The organism is Lentibacillus halophilus, assembly GCF_039522485.1.
GTDB classification, from domain to species: Bacteria; Bacillota; Bacilli; order Bacillales; family Amphibacillaceae; genus Lentibacillus; species Lentibacillus halophilus.
Map to the genome: position 1 here is coordinate 1 of NZ_BAAADM010000041.1, position 16148 is coordinate 16148.

Annotated in this window: 18 protein-coding genes; 3 read left to right on the forward strand and 15 right to left on the reverse strand. The window is 42.5% G+C overall.

The features are described from left to right. Window positions 1-346: 346 nt before the first annotated feature. The 12 genes from ABDZ72_RS07925 to ABDZ72_RS07980 form a co-directional block, all read right to left on the reverse strand. Window positions 347-556, reverse strand: a complete 210-nt coding sequence (locus tag ABDZ72_RS07925) for an alpha/beta-type small acid-soluble spore protein (protein WP_343752266.1) — start codon at window positions 554-556, stop codon at window positions 347-349. A 158-nt stretch (window positions 557-714) separates the two neighbouring features. Beyond that, window positions 715-2100 carry a class II fumarate hydratase gene (fumC, locus tag ABDZ72_RS07930; protein ID WP_343752267.1) on the reverse strand — a complete coding sequence of 462 codons (1386 nt, stop codon included), beginning with the start codon at window positions 2098-2100 and terminating at the stop codon, window positions 715-717. Window positions 2101-2260: 160 nt separating this feature from the next. Further along, window positions 2261-2494, reverse strand: a complete 234-nt coding sequence (locus ABDZ72_RS07935; RefSeq protein ID WP_343752269.1) for an IDEAL domain-containing protein — start codon at window positions 2492-2494, stop codon at window positions 2261-2263. Window positions 2495-2578: 84 nt separating this feature from the next. Further along, the gene (locus ABDZ72_RS07940; RefSeq protein WP_343752270.1) at window positions 2579-3778 is read right to left on the reverse strand and encodes an MFS transporter; all 1200 of its coding nucleotides are present in this window, start codon (window positions 3776-3778) and stop codon (window positions 2579-2581) included. Between the two features lie 112 nt (window positions 3779-3890). Then, window positions 3891-4184 carry an AzlD domain-containing protein gene (locus tag ABDZ72_RS07945; RefSeq protein WP_343752271.1) on the reverse strand — a complete coding sequence of 98 codons (294 nt, stop codon included), beginning with the start codon at window positions 4182-4184 and terminating at the stop codon, window positions 3891-3893. Further along, window positions 4181-4897 (reverse strand): AzlC family ABC transporter permease, encoded by a 717-nt coding sequence (locus ABDZ72_RS07950; protein WP_343752272.1) that lies wholly within the window; start codon window positions 4895-4897, stop codon window positions 4181-4183. Before ABDZ72_RS07950 ends, ABDZ72_RS07945 begins: the two co-directional genes overlap by 4 nt. A gap of 46 nt (window positions 4898-4943) precedes the next feature. Further along, on the reverse strand, window positions 4944-5849 hold the full coding sequence (locus tag ABDZ72_RS07955) for a DMT family transporter (protein ID WP_343752273.1): 906 nt from the start codon (window positions 5847-5849) through the stop codon (window positions 4944-4946). Between the two features lie 408 nt (window positions 5850-6257). Continuing rightward, entirely contained in the window at window positions 6258-7010 is a 753-nt protein-coding gene (gene map / locus ABDZ72_RS07960) for a type I methionyl aminopeptidase (protein ID WP_343752275.1), read from the reverse strand. An 84-nt stretch (window positions 7011-7094) separates the two neighbouring features. Beyond that, complete coding sequence (locus ABDZ72_RS07965; RefSeq protein WP_343752277.1) at window positions 7095-7853, reverse strand: (S)-benzoin forming benzil reductase; 759 nt, start codon at window positions 7851-7853, stop codon at window positions 7095-7097. An 87-nt stretch (window positions 7854-7940) separates the two neighbouring features. Next, the gene (locus ABDZ72_RS07970; RefSeq protein WP_343752279.1) at window positions 7941-9311 is read right to left on the reverse strand and encodes a dipeptidase; all 1371 of its coding nucleotides are present in this window, start codon (window positions 9309-9311) and stop codon (window positions 7941-7943) included. Window positions 9312-9446: 135 nt separating this feature from the next. Continuing rightward, complete coding sequence (locus ABDZ72_RS07975) at window positions 9447-9920, reverse strand: S-ribosylhomocysteine lyase (RefSeq protein WP_343752281.1); 474 nt, start codon at window positions 9918-9920, stop codon at window positions 9447-9449. A 135-nt stretch (window positions 9921-10055) separates the two neighbouring features. Continuing rightward, the gene (locus tag ABDZ72_RS07980; RefSeq protein WP_343752282.1) at window positions 10056-10769 is read right to left on the reverse strand and encodes a YhcN/YlaJ family sporulation lipoprotein; all 714 of its coding nucleotides are present in this window, start codon (window positions 10767-10769) and stop codon (window positions 10056-10058) included. Window positions 10770-10929: 160 nt separating this feature from the next. Between ABDZ72_RS07980 and ABDZ72_RS07985 the strand changes: the two genes are divergently transcribed. Continuing rightward, entirely contained in the window at window positions 10930-11166 is a 237-nt protein-coding gene (locus ABDZ72_RS07985) for a YhdB family protein (RefSeq protein WP_343752284.1), read from the forward strand. A gap of 16 nt (window positions 11167-11182) precedes the next feature. On the opposite strand, the gene sigI is transcribed toward ABDZ72_RS07985, so the two are convergent. Then, the gene (gene sigI, locus ABDZ72_RS07990) at window positions 11183-11935 is read right to left on the reverse strand and encodes an RNA polymerase sigma-I factor (RefSeq protein WP_343752402.1); all 753 of its coding nucleotides are present in this window, start codon (window positions 11933-11935) and stop codon (window positions 11183-11185) included. Window positions 11936-12122: 187 nt separating this feature from the next. Beyond that, complete coding sequence (locus tag ABDZ72_RS07995; RefSeq protein WP_343752286.1) at window positions 12123-12932, reverse strand: S1C family serine protease; 810 nt, start codon at window positions 12930-12932, stop codon at window positions 12123-12125. Window positions 12933-13186: 254 nt separating this feature from the next. Between ABDZ72_RS07995 and ABDZ72_RS08000 the strand changes: the two genes are divergently transcribed. After that, window positions 13187-14227, forward strand: a complete 1041-nt coding sequence (locus tag ABDZ72_RS08000) for a TDT family transporter (protein WP_343752288.1) — start codon at window positions 13187-13189, stop codon at window positions 14225-14227. A 23-nt stretch (window positions 14228-14250) separates the two neighbouring features. Next, window positions 14251-14811, forward strand: a complete 561-nt coding sequence (locus ABDZ72_RS08005; RefSeq protein WP_343752289.1) for a beta-class carbonic anhydrase — start codon at window positions 14251-14253, stop codon at window positions 14809-14811. A 156-nt stretch (window positions 14812-14967) separates the two neighbouring features. On the opposite strand, the gene ABDZ72_RS08010 is transcribed toward ABDZ72_RS08005, so the two are convergent. Beyond that, a complete protein-coding gene (locus ABDZ72_RS08010; protein WP_343752290.1) occupies window positions 14968-16050 on the reverse strand; it encodes an undecaprenyldiphospho-muramoylpentapeptide beta-N-acetylglucosaminyltransferase in 1083 nt (360 codons plus the stop codon). Window positions 16051-16148: the final 98 nt, after the last annotated feature.

Sequence of the window (16148 nt, forward strand, 5' to 3'; positions counted from 1 at the left end):
GATCATAGATGCGTTAAAGTCAACACTTTCAAATGAACCAGTGCTTTCAGAAGAAAAAGTCAAATCCATCATCGATGAGCTATTTGATAACCTCCCGCAATTTTTAAAGAAAACATTTCTTGGCAATGAGGAATTTAACGCACAAGCAGCATAGTCAGTTTGGTTTAGATCAAGGCATATCAAGGGTTACAGGCTCATTCTGCGGTGCGAAAGTTGAGAACCATGAAAAAATGGTATATAAAATCAATTCTATGTAAAAAATACCAACGACATCTTAAAAAGAGGGAAGCCATGATCAACTTCCCTCTGTCATGTCAAAAGATCTCAGTCTTTTGAGAAGCCATTGTTATTGTTGTTGTCCACTAAACTGGGATTGGGCTGTTTGAACCAGTCGCTTTGTGATTTCACCACCGACAGAACCGTTTGCGCGGGATGTTGTGTCGGCACTAAGGTTCACACCAAATTCCTGTGCAATTTCCGTTTTCATTTGGTTCAATGCTTGTTCTGCACCAGGTACAACCAACTGATTTGAGTTTTGACTGTTGTTGTTTGCCATGTTTATCACCTCCTGTACGCATTATTGTAAGCAAAAAAGGGTATATTATCACGGATTCCCGTTGGTAATTGTTTCTTCAGTAGGAAAAGACAAGCCCCGATAATCCGGCATTCAAAACCCCACGGTCCTCTTCCAGGAACCGTGGGGTTTTTGCTTCATTATTTTGGATATGTCATTTCTTTTGGATTCACATAGTCATCAAATTGTTCCTCGGTCAAAAGGTCCAGCTTAACGGCTGCTTCTTTTAATGTGGAATCATCGGAGAACGCCTTTTTAGCAATGGTCGCTGCGTTTTCATACCCGATATACGGGTTCAACGCTGTTACAAGCATCAGCGAATCACGCAGGTATTTGTCAATTTGTTCATAGTTTGGCTCAATACCTTGCACACAACGCTCATTAAATGATTGAATACTGTCGGCAAGAAGTTGACTGGATTGCATAAAATTATAGGCAATGACGGGCTTAAAGACGTTCAGTTCGAAGTTGCCTTGGCTGGCAGCAAATCCGATGGTTGCATCATTGCCCATGACTTGTGTTGCAGCCATAGTAATGGCTTCACTTTGTGTCGGATTAACTTTACCGGGCATAATCGAACTTCCGGGTTCATTGGCCGGTATAGAAATTTCACCAATTCCACAGCGGGGACCACTCGCCAACCAACGGACATCATTGGCAATTTTCATCAAATCGGCAGCTAAACCTTTCAAGGCGCCGTGGGCAAATACCGCTTCATCATGACTGGTCAGTGAATGGAATTTATTCGGCGCGGAAATGAATTCTTTACCAGTGACCTGGCTTATAGCTTTCGTGACCGTCTCAGCAAAATCCGGGTGGGCATTCAAGCCTGTTCCTACAGCTGTTCCACCAATGGCAAGATGTTTAACATGATGCATGCTTTCTTCAATCATTTGCTCAGACTTTTCAAGCATGCGATGCCAGCCGCTTATTTCTTGACCCAACGTTAATGGCGTTGCATCCTGCAAGTGAGTGCGACCAATTTTAACTACTTCCTGAAACGCATTCATTTTTTCATTCAGTGTCTGTTTCATCGTCTGTATTGCTGGAAGCACGATGTCCTCCAATTTCAAGACGATTGCAATATGCATAGCCGTCGGATATGTGTCATTGGAACTTTGTGATTTGTTTACATCATCATTCGGATGGAGTCTCGCTTCACTGCCCTGCTCTTTCAGCCACATTGACCCAGCATGGGCAATTACCTCATTGACATTCATGTTGGACTGGGTACCGCTTCCTGTCTGCCATACAACCAATGGGAAATGTTCATCAAGCTTGCCGTCGATAATTTGATCAGCCGCATGGGCAATCGCATCAGCTCTTTCCTTTTCCAACAGATCCAGTTCATGGTTTGCACGGGCGGCACTTTTTTTTAATATAGCAAATGCCTTAATCACCTCGTCCGGCATTGTTTCATTTCCAATTGGAAAGTTTTGCTTACTCCGTTGGGTTTGTGCTCCCCAGTACTTGTCAGCAGGGACTTTCATTTCTCCAAGTGTATCTTTCTCAACCCGATATTCCATTTGCGTTACCTCCTTATGTAACAGACTCATTCTTCTTAAGTATAACAAAATACGATTGAGTATGGTTAACAGAAAAGACAGGATATCGCAAAACGGACCATTCTGTCAGCACAAAAATGCCTTGCCTCCTGCCGGCAAGGCATTTTTTATTATTACACGTTTATTCCCAAATATAACTTCTATAAGATTGACTCAGCTGTAGAAACCATTGTTTATCGTTTGCATCAATCGATTGATCGATCGCTGACTTCAGCTGCTTTTTATTCCATTCGAAACACAATTCATCCAGCATCATCTGTGCCGTTAGACGCATTTCATACGAGATTTCACGTTTGGCATAAAGTGCATTTCCAGTGTAACGATACAACCGATACCCCATTTTTTGTTGATTCATGGAACACTCCCCCTTGCTCCTTTTTTCCATTATCCTAAAAAATCGGAAAAGTTGCAAGGGGAAAGTTTTAAAAATGATTCGTTATTATGGATTAATATTTCGATAACCGAGTATACCGGCCGCAAGTGCACACAGTAATAACAAACTGGCTAACCAGATAACGTTTCCTCTCATTAGAACTGCAATCACCGGCGGCCCTGAGGCAACACCAATGAAACGCATCGCTGTATAAAGGGAGGTTATAACGCCGCGCACACTTTTTTCCAAGCTTTCTGTGATCAATGCATCCAAACATGGCAAAGACATACCAATTCCGACACCACAAACGAAAAAGATGGACAACAAATAAACAGGGTGATCCATGAAAGGAATAACAGCAACGGATGCACCGGCAAGAATAATACCGATAAACGTCACCCATTTCATGACGGTCAGATTATCTTTAATCTTTCGACCGCTTACAAACGATGCAATTGAAAGGGCAAGCAATGGTATTGCCAGCAGCATCCCTTTCCAAATCCCTTCATAATCGTATTTTTCTTCCAGAATGCTGGATAAGTAAAATAGAAAACCAAACAGAATGAACATTAAAATCGCACCAATAGCAAATACAGCCAGAAGCCATTTTCCATGTTCTTTAAGGACATCTTTCGCAGACGTCATATATTCTTTTAAACGCGTTTGATCTTCTTTTCCGCCCTTATCCTTAACCAGAAATAATACCATAAGCAACGAAATAGCACTGAATACCGGAATGGAGTAAAATGGTATAAACCAGACGAGTGCTGCCAATGCTGCACCTAATATGGGACTTAATACTTTGCCAACCGTATTGGACGTTTCAATGATCCCCAAGGTGGTGCTCGCTTCCTCATCATCTTTAAATATATCCCCGACGAGCGGCAGCACAATCGGAAATGCACCAGATGCACCAATCCCCTGCAAAATCCGGCCGATGACCATAACAATAAAGGCATTATCCATTACGTGGGCCGCCCAGCCAGCCAATAGGCCGCCCAAGCCAGTAATAATCAGAGCAGGCACAATCACATTCTTTCTCCCAAACCTGTCTGACAAAAATCCCGCAACCGGAATCAGGAAAATAGCCACAACGGAATATGCTGTAATAATGTAGCTTGATTGCAATTTGGATATATCCAGCTCTTTTTCCATCACCGGCAAAATGGGAATAAGCATCGAATTTCCAAGCGTCATAATTAAAGGGATGGATGCCAATGACATGACAATCCATCGTTTTTCCTGTCCACTGTAACGACTTTTCATAACGTCCATTCATTCCTTTAACTGAATAATCAACACTACCATTAATGTTTACATTGAACGTTGATTTATCCAATTCAGGAACCATCCACATTTTTCCGAAGCCTATCGTTTGTCACATCGTCAAGAGAAACACAGTGACAATAGCACCGGCAACCACTAAAATAACATTTAGACCGAGATAGGCAAGCCCGGTTGCCACAGCCCCACCGATTAGACCGATCCATGGTTCATCAGGAATAACGGTCATGATGCCAGGAAAAATAAGTGCTCCCAACGCAGCAAACGGGATCGCGTCCAGCCAGCGATTCATCCAATCACGGAACTGCAGCTTATCCACGATAAATGCCGGAATAACCCGTGGAACCATTGTGACTAAAGCCATGCCAATGATGATAGCTACAATCATGATTCATCCTCCTTCAAAAGAAATACACCGCTCCATCCGCCTAATACCGTCCCGGCTACAATGGCCCAACCGTCACTTGTAAATTGACTGAAAACAGTATTGATCAGCATAGCTATAACGGCGATCAGTCCCACTCGCCACTCTTTCTTTACTGATGGGATCAGCAAACCGATGAACATCGCATACAGAGCAATGCCCATACTTTGACTTAACGGAGCTGGAATAATATCTCCGAGCACTCCGCCTAAAAAGGATCCTCCAATCCAGGCCACGTAAGCTGTTAATATGATTGCTGCATAAAAGTAAGCGCCTTTGTCCGATTCCGCTTCCTTCGTATGCAATGAAGACACAGCAAATGTTTCATCGGTCAGCCCTAACGATAAAGGCGCCTTCCATTTCAAATTCAACGTCCGCAAACGATTCATAAACGACATACTCATGACAAAGTGCCGAAAATTCAGCACAAACGTGGCGATAATAATTTCCATCGCTCCCGCACCAACGGCGATCATATTGGCTCCCATAAACTGACTGGCGCCAGCAAAAACCATGACACTCATTAATGTTAGGTCCGTCAATGACATACCGGATTGTTTTGCCAACACCCCATATGTAATAGCTATTGGCAAGTAACCGAGCATAATAGGGAATCCCACACCGATCCCTTTTCGAATCATGGAGATTGTCGGTGACGTCGATTGGTTTATTTTCATTGTCGACCCCCCTGCATTCCACTAGGGCACTGAAATGTCTGGCACATCAAGCTCGTTGCCCCTTTCGTTTCATGAACACATACTCCAATGCACCAGTACCTATAAACACACCGCACAGTATTAAAGTAAACCCAATCACATGATTAGCGGTAATCGTTTCATTTAAAAAGATGGCCGATCCAGTGACGGCAAAAAGCGTATTCATATTAATAAAGATAGCTGATTCAGCTGGGCCAACTTGTTTGATCGCGTGATTATAAGTCATATGGCCAAATGCTGTCGCTAAGATAGCACTAAACAGGAAGACAGCGATCAACTGCCAATCAAACAAACGGGTTATTTCCTGTATGTCGGAACCGATTGCCTGGCTTGTTAAAAAAATGACGATTGAACCGAACACAAGCATATAACCTGTCGCAAGCCTCGCATCAAATGTAGGTTTTAGTTTGCTGATCAAAACAAAACTGAAACTTTGTACAAAAACGCCTGAAAATACAATGAGATCCCCCAACGAAACACCTGTTAGCTCACCGCTACCAGTCAATGTTGTAACAACCACACCTGTAAACCCTAGAATAAACCCGAAAACTCTCAGCCACGTCACACGCTGCCGTAAAATAATAAAAGCCATCATCACCGTTATCAGCGGGTTCATCCCCAAAATTAGTGACCCGTTGATTCCGCTCGTCTTTTCGAGACCAACTGCAAGAAACGTATGATGCAATATCACATTAAAAATAGCAATGGAAAAAATGATAAGCCATTCGTGCTTGTATGGAAGTCTGAATATACCCATCACTGCTGAAATCACTAAGACGGCAATGCCTGCTGTCATTACCCGAAATGATTGCAGCACAATTGGGTCAATCGCTTCCACAAGCACCTTGATCGCAGACACATTCAATCCCCATATCAACATGACCAATAATAAAAGCATATAGATCCTAACCATCGATTAACTCCCCTTGCTTTCTGAACTTACTGAATGATTATTATATCAGACGATTCGTTACTTTTCTTTAATTGCGACTTGCTGACTGGTAAATCCGAACTGGATCAGAGGGGTATCAACCGGATTCTGAATTTATCAACCAAATTAGCGAGATATCAACCGAATTTTGAATTTATCAACCAGATTAGCGAGATATCAACCGAATTTTGAATTTATCAACCGGTTTCTGAATTTATCGACCAAAATTTTAACGTAAAAACAACCATGTTAATCAAAGAAAAATCCGAACGATGACTCAAAATTCCTACAAAAAATTTCGAATCAGTTCGGATTTTTATGGTAAAATGAGCTTTCACTTCAACCAACGGATTATTCCTTGACGCGGTCCTTAAAATGTATTCAATACGGTTACTTATCCTGATCGGTTGTCAGCATAGGGCCATCCTTGGTAATCACGACCGTATGCTCGTATTGCGCGGACCGTCCGTTATCGGTCGTTCGTGCCGTCCAATTGTTGCTGTCCATCTGGCTTTGCCAAGTGCCTTCATTAATCATAGGTTCAATGGTAACAACCATCCCTTCTTTTAACCGAGGGCCCTTGTTCGGAAGGCCGAAATGCGGTATATGTGGTTCTTCGTGGATGGTTGGTCCGATTCCATGACCGGTGAAATCCCGCACAACCGAAAACCCTTCTCCTTCCGCATACGTCTGAATCGCATGGCCAATATCACCAATTCGATTACCGGGTTGTGCCTGTTCAATGCCTTTATAAAGCGACGTTTTCGATACATTCAACAGCCTCTCGCCCGCATCATCAACTGTACCAACGCGATAAGTCCATGCCGAATCAGCCAGTCCTCCATCAAGATTAACGACCATATCTATCGTTACGATATCACCATCCTGCAACGTTTCTTCCCGCGGAAAACCATGGCAAATTTCATCATTAATAGAAGAACAAATCGCATATGGATATCCACTATACCCTTTTTGCTCAGGAGTGGCGCCGTGATCGGCCAAAAATCGTTCCGTAAACGAATCAAGTTCCATCGTCGTTATGCCCGGTTTGATCCGTTTAGCAATTTCTTTATGGCATTGGACCAGCAAATCACCTGCTGCTTTCATTTTTTCTATTTCACGTTTGCTTTTCCGTGTTATCATGTCGGTCGTCCTTTCTGAAACTGGGTTCCTCATCCTGCTTCGCCTGTTGCAGACGAAAAAGCAGGATAAGGTGAGATGTTTCGCTTACAAGTAATCTTTTACATAATAAATTTTACCATTCGTAATAGCCGCTTCATCGGTCAGAATATCAACAAGTACACCACCGACGACATCCGTATCTTTAAGCAGATTCTTCCATTTGTATTCCCGGAAATCGTCGACATCTTTAAATGCATCTGCGTCACTCGAACGAATTTTTTCCTGCATATCGGTATCCATCACACCGGGACTGAACGCGATTACTTTACTTTCTGTCCCCAGCTCCTGCTGTTCGAGTGCGGCTGTCGTAGTAAACATATTCATACTTGCTTTGGAAGTGCAATAGGCACTCCAGCCATAGACAGGCCGTTCCGCTGCACCGGATGTGATGGTTGTTCCGATAAATTGCACATCGGTTTCAGCAGCCTGTTTCAAAAACACATTCATCATAACCATGGGAGCGATCGTGTTCACTTGTATATGGTATGCCAAATCGTCACTTGGCAGATTCATGGATTGATCGACCGGTTCAAGCACTGCTGCGTTGTTAATCAAATAAACGGTTTCAGGATCCTGGGAAAAAACGGACTCACTAATTTCATTTGCTGTTTGTTCCGTTCTATCGATATCACCCAAGTCACAGGCATAATGCTGATAGGTTACATTGTTTGTTTTCGCATAATCATTAAGTGAATTGTTCGAACGTCTAGAAATTCCTATGACATGTACACCTGATTCCAGTAAAAGCTTGGCCGCGGATTCGCCCAATCCTTTTGATACACCGGTTACCACTGCAAAACGCATACGGATGATCCCCCTAATTGTTAATATGATATGGTCACTGCATTCTTATTTCAATATGTTTAACCATGTTTATGTCAAAATAGCTACTCAACGTTGATTCACTTCTGCCCAATACCGAGCAAGTGTTTCCATTCCTTTATCGAAACTGCCGAGTGGAAAACTTTCATTCGGTGAGTGCAGACGGTCATCCGGTGTTCCAAATCCAAGCAGTACGATCGGGATGTTATAGATACTCTCCATCCATTTAACAACAGGTATTGACCCTCCCATCCGCATATAAACCGTTTCTTTTCCGAAGGCTTCTGTATAGCTTTTCGCTGCTTTTTGAATCAATGGATGGTCCGTATCCACTTTATAGGCTTTAGCGGACAACTTTTCTTTTTTAACATCAACAGTGACACCGGATGGAGCAGCATGATGGATATGTTTTTCCAGCAGTGACTGGATATGCTCCGGATCCTGTCCCGGGACGAGACGACATGTAATTTTGGCGCCTGCCTGTGATGGAATAATCGTTTTTGTTCCCTCTCCCTGGTAGCCGCCAAAAATGCCATTAATTTCAAAGGTTGGCCGAGCCATGGTATGTTCCTTGACCGTGTAGCCTTTTTCCGACGCCGTTTCGGTGGCTCCTGTTGATTTCAAATAATCTTCGCCTTGTATTTGGTCAATTAGTTCCCGTTCATGATCAGACAGTGGTTCAACGTCATCGTAAAAGCCATCTACGGTCACCACTTCATCATCGTTTTTCATGGAGGCGAGAATGTGACTCAAAGCCATTGCTGGATTCCGGACAGCACCGCCATACAATCCAGAATGCAGATCATGGTCAGGGCCGCTTACATTTATTTCAATACCAGTGAACCCTTTTAACCCATATAGAATCGTCGGCTGGTTCGGGGCAACCATGCCTGAGTCGGATATAACGACAAAGTCAGCTTGAAATTGTTCCTTTTTGTCGTGAAGCGTGGCATATAAATGCTCGCTGCCGATTTCTTCTTCGCCTTCTATACACACTTTGACATTCAACGGTAATGTCCCTTCTGTTTTCATATAAGCTTCAAAAACAGCAAGATGCATAAAAACTTGTCCTTTATCATCACTTGAACCTCGGGCATACAGGCGGCCATCCCGAATTTCCGGTTCAAATGGGTCGCTCTTCCACTGATCAATCGGATCGACAGGCTGCACATCGTAATGACCGTAAAATAAAACAGTCGGCGCATCCGGTCCGGCTTGAAGGTGTTCAGCATATACAAGCGGATGGCCTCCCGTGTCCTGTTGCTCAACACGGTCAAATCCAATGTCACGTAAATAGGAGACTACAAAATCCGCCCCCTTTTGAACATCTTCATTATGTAGACGATCCGTACTGATACTCGGTATGGACAAAAAGTCACGCAGTTTGTCCAGCAATTGATCACGATTATCGGATAAATACTTGATTGCCTGTTCACTCATGCTCCCATTCCTCCCATTCATTTTGCTCCATTTTAGCATATTACGCATGAAAAACGAATCAAGTAAGTGCCCGGATTCGTTCCGGACTTAAAAAAGACAGCCTTACCACAGACTGTCCTTTTTATCAAAATCATCTCAGGCTTTTTCTGCAAAGACTTGTCGCCATTCATCTTTTCCATTAAGCATTTTTTCGGCAATGGCCTGAGCACCCTCCAAGCTGTGGTTAGCCGCCCATCCGCACTGTTCTTCATTGCATGCCGGAACTTCTTTGGCTTGAAGCACATCATGAAATGTTTTTTCAAGCGCATTTAGTACATCTTCATAACTGTCATTATTGAATACTGTTAAATAAAATCCGGTTTGACATCCCATAGGACCAATGTCAAGTACATTATCCAGATGATTGCGTATATTCTCTGCCATTAAATGCTCAATTGAGTGTAAACCGGGCATATCCATATGTTCCTGATTTGGCTGTTTAAACCGGATGTCATATTTATACACGTTATCACCGTTTGCACCGGTGGTAACACCAACAAGCCGCACATATGGCGCCTTTACTTGTGTATGATCAAGACTGAAGCTTTCCACGTTCATTTTTTCTGCCATTATAGTCGCTCCTTTCCTGATTATCGTCCTTCCTCCACAATAGCAAATATCCCATCATTTGTGAATACAGAAGCTTTTTCGGTCCATTTTATAAAAAAAGCGAGTGCTCACAATGTGGGAGCACTCGCTCATCGATTAGTCTTTATTTTGCGGAAAAACACGTTCAATCATGTTGCCTATCTGATCGAACATTCCTTCCACCGGCTCACCGTTGTCAGCTTCGTCAGCATAGTTGCCGGCCAAGTCGAAAAAGTCTGGGTTTGTGGATACATAAACATTATCCACATCAGGATCAACTGATTTCACAATTCGGGATATCTCTTCTTTTACGTCATCGGTTACTTCTTCTCCGCGGTCATTATTGTTGTAATCGTTCGTGAGATTGTTCTGATCCGCATCGTTATTATTGTTCATGAAATTGTTTTGGTCCGCATCGTTGTTATTGTTCATGCCGTTGTTATTATCATTATTATTGGTTGCATTGTTATCGTTGTCCAATTCTGCTGCGACATAAGCATTGTTATTTGTCTTCATAACATAGGCATTATCGATCCCGTCCACTTTTTGGTTTATTTGATCAGCTGCTTCATCGGCCAATTCATATTGGTTCTCACCATTATTATTGCCCATGTTGTTGTCATTGCCGGGATTGTCTCTATCCCCCATCCGGTTGTTATTCATACGGTTGTTGCGGTCATTTCTGTTATTTGTATCCTGATCCCCTTCATAACGGGTTTGTTCCACATTGTCCCCATCACCGTCATTGTTGTTTTGCGGGTCATTGTCCGCTTGACAAGCGCCAAGTACAACGACGGCCGCAAATAACATACTTAACAGTTTCCATTTCATTTGAGATTGAATCCTCCTTCCTGTTTATTCTTAGTATGCAGCGGAATACGTTATTTATTCGCTCACAAAAATTGGAAGGAGCACCATTAATGAATTCGAAAATATAACTGTTATTCAGGGGAGGCTAAAAAGGATCCCTTTCGATTGGAGGAGGGTACAAATGGAAATCCCTGACTATGACAAAGCCTTGTATTATACGTTGTGGGGCCAATGGGACGAACTTCTTATTCTGATGGTGCGTACAGATGATGATATGCTTTCCAAGAAAATACAGCTTTTTCTGCATGCCTACCATTATTCGCCTGATCAAACAAAAATTGTCGAATCTCACGACAGTTTACTGTATTATATTGACCATGCCATGCAATATACACCGCCTGTTGCGATGCAAATATAAACGAAAATGCACCAGTTTAATCGCTGGTGCATTTTTCATTGGTCTCCGAAGGCACATTCAGAAATTCTTTAAGATATGTGAAATCGTCAAGCAGTATAATAAATATCGCAAGAATGAACTTTCTGTTTCGTTCCAATGTTTTTTTGCTCACATTCACTTTTTGTGTCAAATCTTTTATAGGCAGTTTTTTCTTTTGCTGTACATACGCTCTCATAACCGCATCATCATAAAGTGTTTTCGCTGTCATTATCGATGTTTGTCGTGCATCTTTATGTTTGGGTGCGGCTTTAGAAATTTGCGCAAGTGACAGTTTGTAACCATGGAGTTGTTCTTTAAAATCATAAATTTCTTCGCGTAAATGCCATGATTTCAGTTTCTCCTGATGCATCTCTTTGACAGCAATGACCTCAGCAGGGTTTTCTAACTGCTCTTCGTCTATATGTTCATCCAAAGATGCTATCACCGGTGTTTTTTGCACGTAACGGATGTAATCAATGACCTTTCGCTTCACTACCAGGTTTGCAAAGGAGAGAAACGAGCCGCCCCGCTCAAATGAATACGTCATGACCGCATCATAAAAAGCAATAAGACCAATACTGAATTCATCGTCCAACATTGGGTTAATATACCGTTTACACACTTCCGAAACACATTTTGCAATAAATGGCTTATAGCTTTTGAGCAAATAATCCTGTACCGTATCGTCTCCATTTTGGGCTGCAGTAACCATATCTTCAAGCATGCTTTGTTTTGGAATATATTCAGGCATCAACCTGCAGCACCCCCAAGCATTATGCTATTCGTCTTTTGTTTATCATTTTTAGGACTCTAAATCGTCATGTTCTCAGTTCCATTCACCGGCACTCCCATCATAACTCATTGGCTTCTCAAACAGCTATCACAGCATAATTACAGTTTATTTAAGAATGCTTTACCAAGCTTAACCATGACTGATCTTAGCGTTGCTGATAATAATTAATCGGAATGAATAAACCGACTCTGCCATAAGAATCATGACGCAGTGTTGCAAATACAACTCCAATGACATCACCATTTTGATTAATTACCGGACTTCCACTGTTCCCCCGATACACCGGCGCTTCCATCATGACAACCGGCTTTCTCCAATCATCAAGGGTAATATACTCCAGTACCGTTCCTTTGTTGGCAATACCATTGAAACGGAGTGGATTGCCTATAAAATAAACATCCTGTTCAGCCGGCTGCCATTCGTTATCTGTCGCCAGATCAAGATGCGGAAGATTTTTATCATCCACGTTGAGTACCGCGAGATCAACATCTGGATACGTTTCCATGACATCGCCGGAAAACAGTCCTTCTTCGGGGAAGGCTACGGTAACCGTTTCCTTATTTTCGACAACATGATGATTGGTAAGAATCGTTCCATCCGCGGATATGGAAAACCCAGTCCCTTTTCCGTCATCCGTTTCCACGACTACGACCGATTCTTTATAAGTCTGAATGTTTTCCTGGGTTGACAGTTGAGCAGATGTCATTAAAAAGTCAATGGCCGGAATGGAAAATGTTCTGGGAAGAAGAGCGGTAACATTTAACACCATGACAATAGCAATCAACCAAAACACCCATTTCGGAAATGGGTGTTTGGATTTTCGGGTCGCTTCCTTCCCAGACCGTTCCATGGCCTTCTCGCGCTCTTGTTCCACAAGTTCGTTCAACTCGTCTTCATCAAGCTCTTCATATAAATCGTCATCAATAATGTCGCGATCATCGTTGGATTCCTTCATGAAAACCATCACCACTCATTTTTTCCGTATTATTCATCCCGTTAGAAATATTCGCTTTCATGCTTTTATTATATCATTGATCAATGCGTATAAAGAATGGTCATTACAGAATTCCAAATGGTATCGTCAATCGGGATGTTGTTCAACAATGTCCTTTTAGTGATAAGTATCACATTTTTATTTACATACTCTGTGAAAACAGAAAAACATGTTATAATTCACTAAAATGATACTTTGTTATGAGTGAATAAGATATGTTTCTTAAAGGAAATTACAAAACAATTGAACCTGCTTCCGGTGCCATTATCATGGCAAATGGTATATTCCTGATCGGTGCTGTTGAAGCTTTTCCAACGCTTGATCAAGTGTATGGTAAATATTTGGCTTTTTTTCTTCTCGTGGCATGGGTTATAATTTATAAAGACTTAACGATTCAGTTTTTTCATCGTGATTTTATAATCCCATTCATCCAAAATCCGGTTCATTCGTTTGTGATCGGGACATGGATTGCTGGTGTATCCGTTTTATGCAATGTGTTTCTCCGCTACTTTCCTGAAATACTGTTATTGACACAAGCTATGGGTATTCTCAACACATTCTTATGGCTTTTCTTTTTAGTGAATTGCATTTATAATTTTAAACAACTGACAGTCGACCACCGGGATTATCCCGTTCATGGTGCGATACTGCTTTCGACTGTTGGAACACAATCCATTATCATTCTGTTGAATAATGTATTTTTTCAATTTCCGGTCTACTTTTCACAATCCATTATTTTGCTCGGAATCCTTTTTTACCTTGCAGGTGCCACTCTGCTCGTTAATCGCTACATTAAACACCATGATTGGACCCTGACAGATGACTGGGCGAACACGAACTGCATCATTCACGGTGCTTTGTCCATTACTGGTTTGGCCATTGTTACGACAAACACGTTTACGCCCGGATTTGTTATCTATTTTTGGCTTCTGGTGTTTGTTCTTCTTGTCGCCGTGGAATTGATCGAAGTGATTCGTGCCATTAAACGGATCAGGCAATATGGATGGAATAAAGGCCTATTTACCTATAACGTGACACAATGGTCCAGAAACTTTACATTCGGCATGTTTTACACATTTTCGTTGATCATGCAGACCAATCCGTTTTATTCTATGCCCGACTGGTTATTTTCATTTCAGCGGAACTTTATGGATGTTTGGGCATGGGTGGTACTGCTCGCTTTAGTTTGGGAAATAGCTATTTTTATCAAAGCAAGAGTGGGTACATTATATCGGGAAAAATGGGAAATGACATAAACGATACATAATCGGGAGGACTGATGAACGTGAACCTTGACGACATGCTGTCATACAACCAGCGTTTTGTAGAAAAAAAAGATTATGAACCGTACCGGACCAATAATATCCCCAATAAGCGGACAGTTATTTTTACATGCATGGATACCAGGCTAGTAGAACTTTTGCCGAAAGCACTGAACATCCAAAACGGTGATGTTAAAATGGTCAAAAATGCAGGCGCTATCCTACGTGATCCGTTTGACAGTATTATGAAAAGCATTTTGGTAGCTATTTACGAATTACAAGCAGAACAAGTCATCGTTATCGGCCACCATGACTGCGGTATGTCACATATGAAAACAGAAGCTTTCAAACAGGGTATGAAGCATAGAGGCATATCCGCCGAGACGCTGCAAACCATTGACCATGCTGGAATTGACTTGGACCGAGAATTTGCCGGCTTCCATTCAGTGGAGGAATCCGTGGAAGAAAGCGTCTCCGTGATTAAGAATCATCCGCTGATACCAGACGATGTGGGCGTTCACGGGCTGACCATTGATCCTGAAACAGGCAAAATTGATCTCGTCACTAAAGGGCAATGATTCTTGGCCCCCTTTAGTAGGCTTAATAGTCACTAAAAAACCGGCCCCTTTGCTTAAGGAGCCGGTTTTTTTAGTGACCCATCCGTAATATTCTTCACTTTCACACCAATGGCCTTCGGTGCCCAATTTAATTAACTTTCCCGTCTTTTATGTAATTTAGTTCGTCTTCACGCCCGCTGCTTCTTTAATAATCTCTATCACCCGACTGCGTGCACGTTCACTGTGGTAGTTTTTCATGTGATCGATCATAACCGGGGCCTGTTTTTTCAGCGTCATTAGTGCCTGCACCAATGATTCGCTTGTCAATTCTTCCTCTTCCAGCACATTGGCATAATTTTTTTCTTTAAACGAATGAGCATTGATGATCTGATCGCCTCTGCTGGCCGATCGGGATAATGGGACGAGCAGCATTGGTTTTTGCAATGCTAGAAACTCAAATATGGCGTTAGCACCAGCACGCGACAGAACCAAATCGGCTGAAGCAAACATGTCCTTCAAATCGTCATTCACGTACTCAAACTGTGCATAGCCATCGTGTTGAAGAGACGAATCCACCTTATTCAAACCGCAAATGTGAGCAATTTGAAATTCGGATAATAACGAACCGAGGCTTTCGCGGACTGTCTGATTAATTTTTTCAGAACCACCACTGCCGCCCATAATCATCAAGACTGGTTTTTCGTTGGTAAAACCGCACAAACTGAGCCCGCGCGTTTTATCGCCTTCAAACAGTTCATTGCGAATGACAGCGCCGACATATTCGGCCTTTTTTTCCGGTAAATAGTCCATCGTTTCCGGAAACGTGGACAGCACATGTTCAGCAAATGGCATAGCGAGTTTATTCGCCAGTCCCGGGGTGAAGTCGGATTCATGTATAACCGCCGGAACTCCCCGCAGTTTCGCAGCAACAATAACTGGGACCGAGACAAAGCCTCCTTTTGAGAAAACGACCGACGGCTTCCGTTTGCCGATGATGCGCCATGCCTCAAACGTCCCCTTCAGCACCTTAAACGGATCTTTTATATTCTCTTTGGATAAGTAACGGCGCAATTTTCCTGTGGAAACAGCATGATAGGCAACACCGTCCAGTGACTCGATTAGCCTGCGTTCGATTCCTTGTTCGGAACCGATATAATCTATTTTCCATCCTTCTTTCCGGAACACTGGAATTAACGCCAAATTGACGATAACATGTCCGGCAGTACCGCCGCCGGTAAACAGGATTCGACTGGTTTTCATAACCCACGCACTCCTTCTTTCGCAGCACAAAACAAATTGAATTCCAATTACCCTTTCTATCCTAATGGAAAACGATATGGAAAAAAAGGGGGATGTAT

Excerpts from the sequence above, each read along its gene's own strand:
- ABDZ72_RS07965 (WP_343752277.1), bottom strand. The coding sequence starts at position 7,853 with ATGCGTTTTGCAGTGGTAACCGGTGTATCAAAAGGATTGGGCGAATCC.
- ABDZ72_RS07950 (WP_343752272.1), bottom strand. The coding sequence starts at position 4,897 with ATGAAAATAAACCAATCGACGTCACCGACAATCTCCATGATTCGAAAA.
- ABDZ72_RS07935 (WP_343752269.1), bottom strand. The coding sequence starts at position 2,494 with ATGAATCAACAAAAAATGGGGTATCGGTTGTATCGTTACACTGGAAAT.
- map (WP_343752275.1), bottom strand. The coding sequence starts at position 7,010 with ATGATAACACGGAAAAGCAAACGTGAAATAGAAAAAATGAAAGCAGCA.
- ABDZ72_RS08005 (WP_343752289.1), top strand. The coding sequence starts at position 14,251 with ATGAACGTGAACCTTGACGACATGCTGTCATACAACCAGCGTTTTGTA.
- sigI (WP_343752402.1), bottom strand. The coding sequence starts at position 11,935 with ATGCCTGAATATATTCCAAAACAAAGCATGCTTGAAGATATGGTTACT.
- ABDZ72_RS07995 (WP_343752286.1), bottom strand. The coding sequence starts at position 12,932 with ATGAAGGAATCCAACGATGATCGCGACATTATTGATGACGATTTATAT.
- ABDZ72_RS08010 (WP_343752290.1), bottom strand. The coding sequence starts at position 16,050 with ATGAAAACCAGTCGAATCCTGTTTACCGGCGGCGGTACTGCCGGACAT.
- fumC (WP_343752267.1), bottom strand. The coding sequence starts at position 2,100 with ATGGAATATCGGGTTGAGAAAGATACACTTGGAGAAATGAAAGTCCCT.
- ABDZ72_RS07955 (WP_343752273.1), bottom strand. The coding sequence starts at position 5,849 with ATGGTTAGGATCTATATGCTTTTATTATTGGTCATGTTGATATGGGGA.
- ABDZ72_RS07945 (WP_343752271.1), bottom strand. The coding sequence starts at position 4,184 with ATGATTGTAGCTATCATCATTGGCATGGCTTTAGTCACAATGGTTCCA.
- ABDZ72_RS07925 (WP_343752266.1), bottom strand. The coding sequence starts at position 556 with ATGGCAAACAACAACAGTCAAAACTCAAATCAGTTGGTTGTACCTGGT.
- ABDZ72_RS07980 (WP_343752282.1), bottom strand. The coding sequence starts at position 10,769 with ATGAAATGGAAACTGTTAAGTATGTTATTTGCGGCCGTCGTTGTACTT.
- ABDZ72_RS07970 (WP_343752279.1), bottom strand. The coding sequence starts at position 9,311 with ATGAGTGAACAGGCAATCAAGTATTTATCCGATAATCGTGATCAATTG.
- ABDZ72_RS07975 (WP_343752281.1), bottom strand. The coding sequence starts at position 9,920 with ATGGCAGAAAAAATGAACGTGGAAAGCTTCAGTCTTGATCATACACAA.
- ABDZ72_RS07940 (WP_343752270.1), bottom strand. The coding sequence starts at position 3,778 with ATGAAAAGTCGTTACAGTGGACAGGAAAAACGATGGATTGTCATGTCA.
- ABDZ72_RS08000 (WP_343752288.1), top strand. The coding sequence starts at position 13,187 with ATGTTTCTTAAAGGAAATTACAAAACAATTGAACCTGCTTCCGGTGCC.
- ABDZ72_RS07985 (WP_343752284.1), top strand. The coding sequence starts at position 10,930 with ATGGAAATCCCTGACTATGACAAAGCCTTGTATTATACGTTGTGGGGC.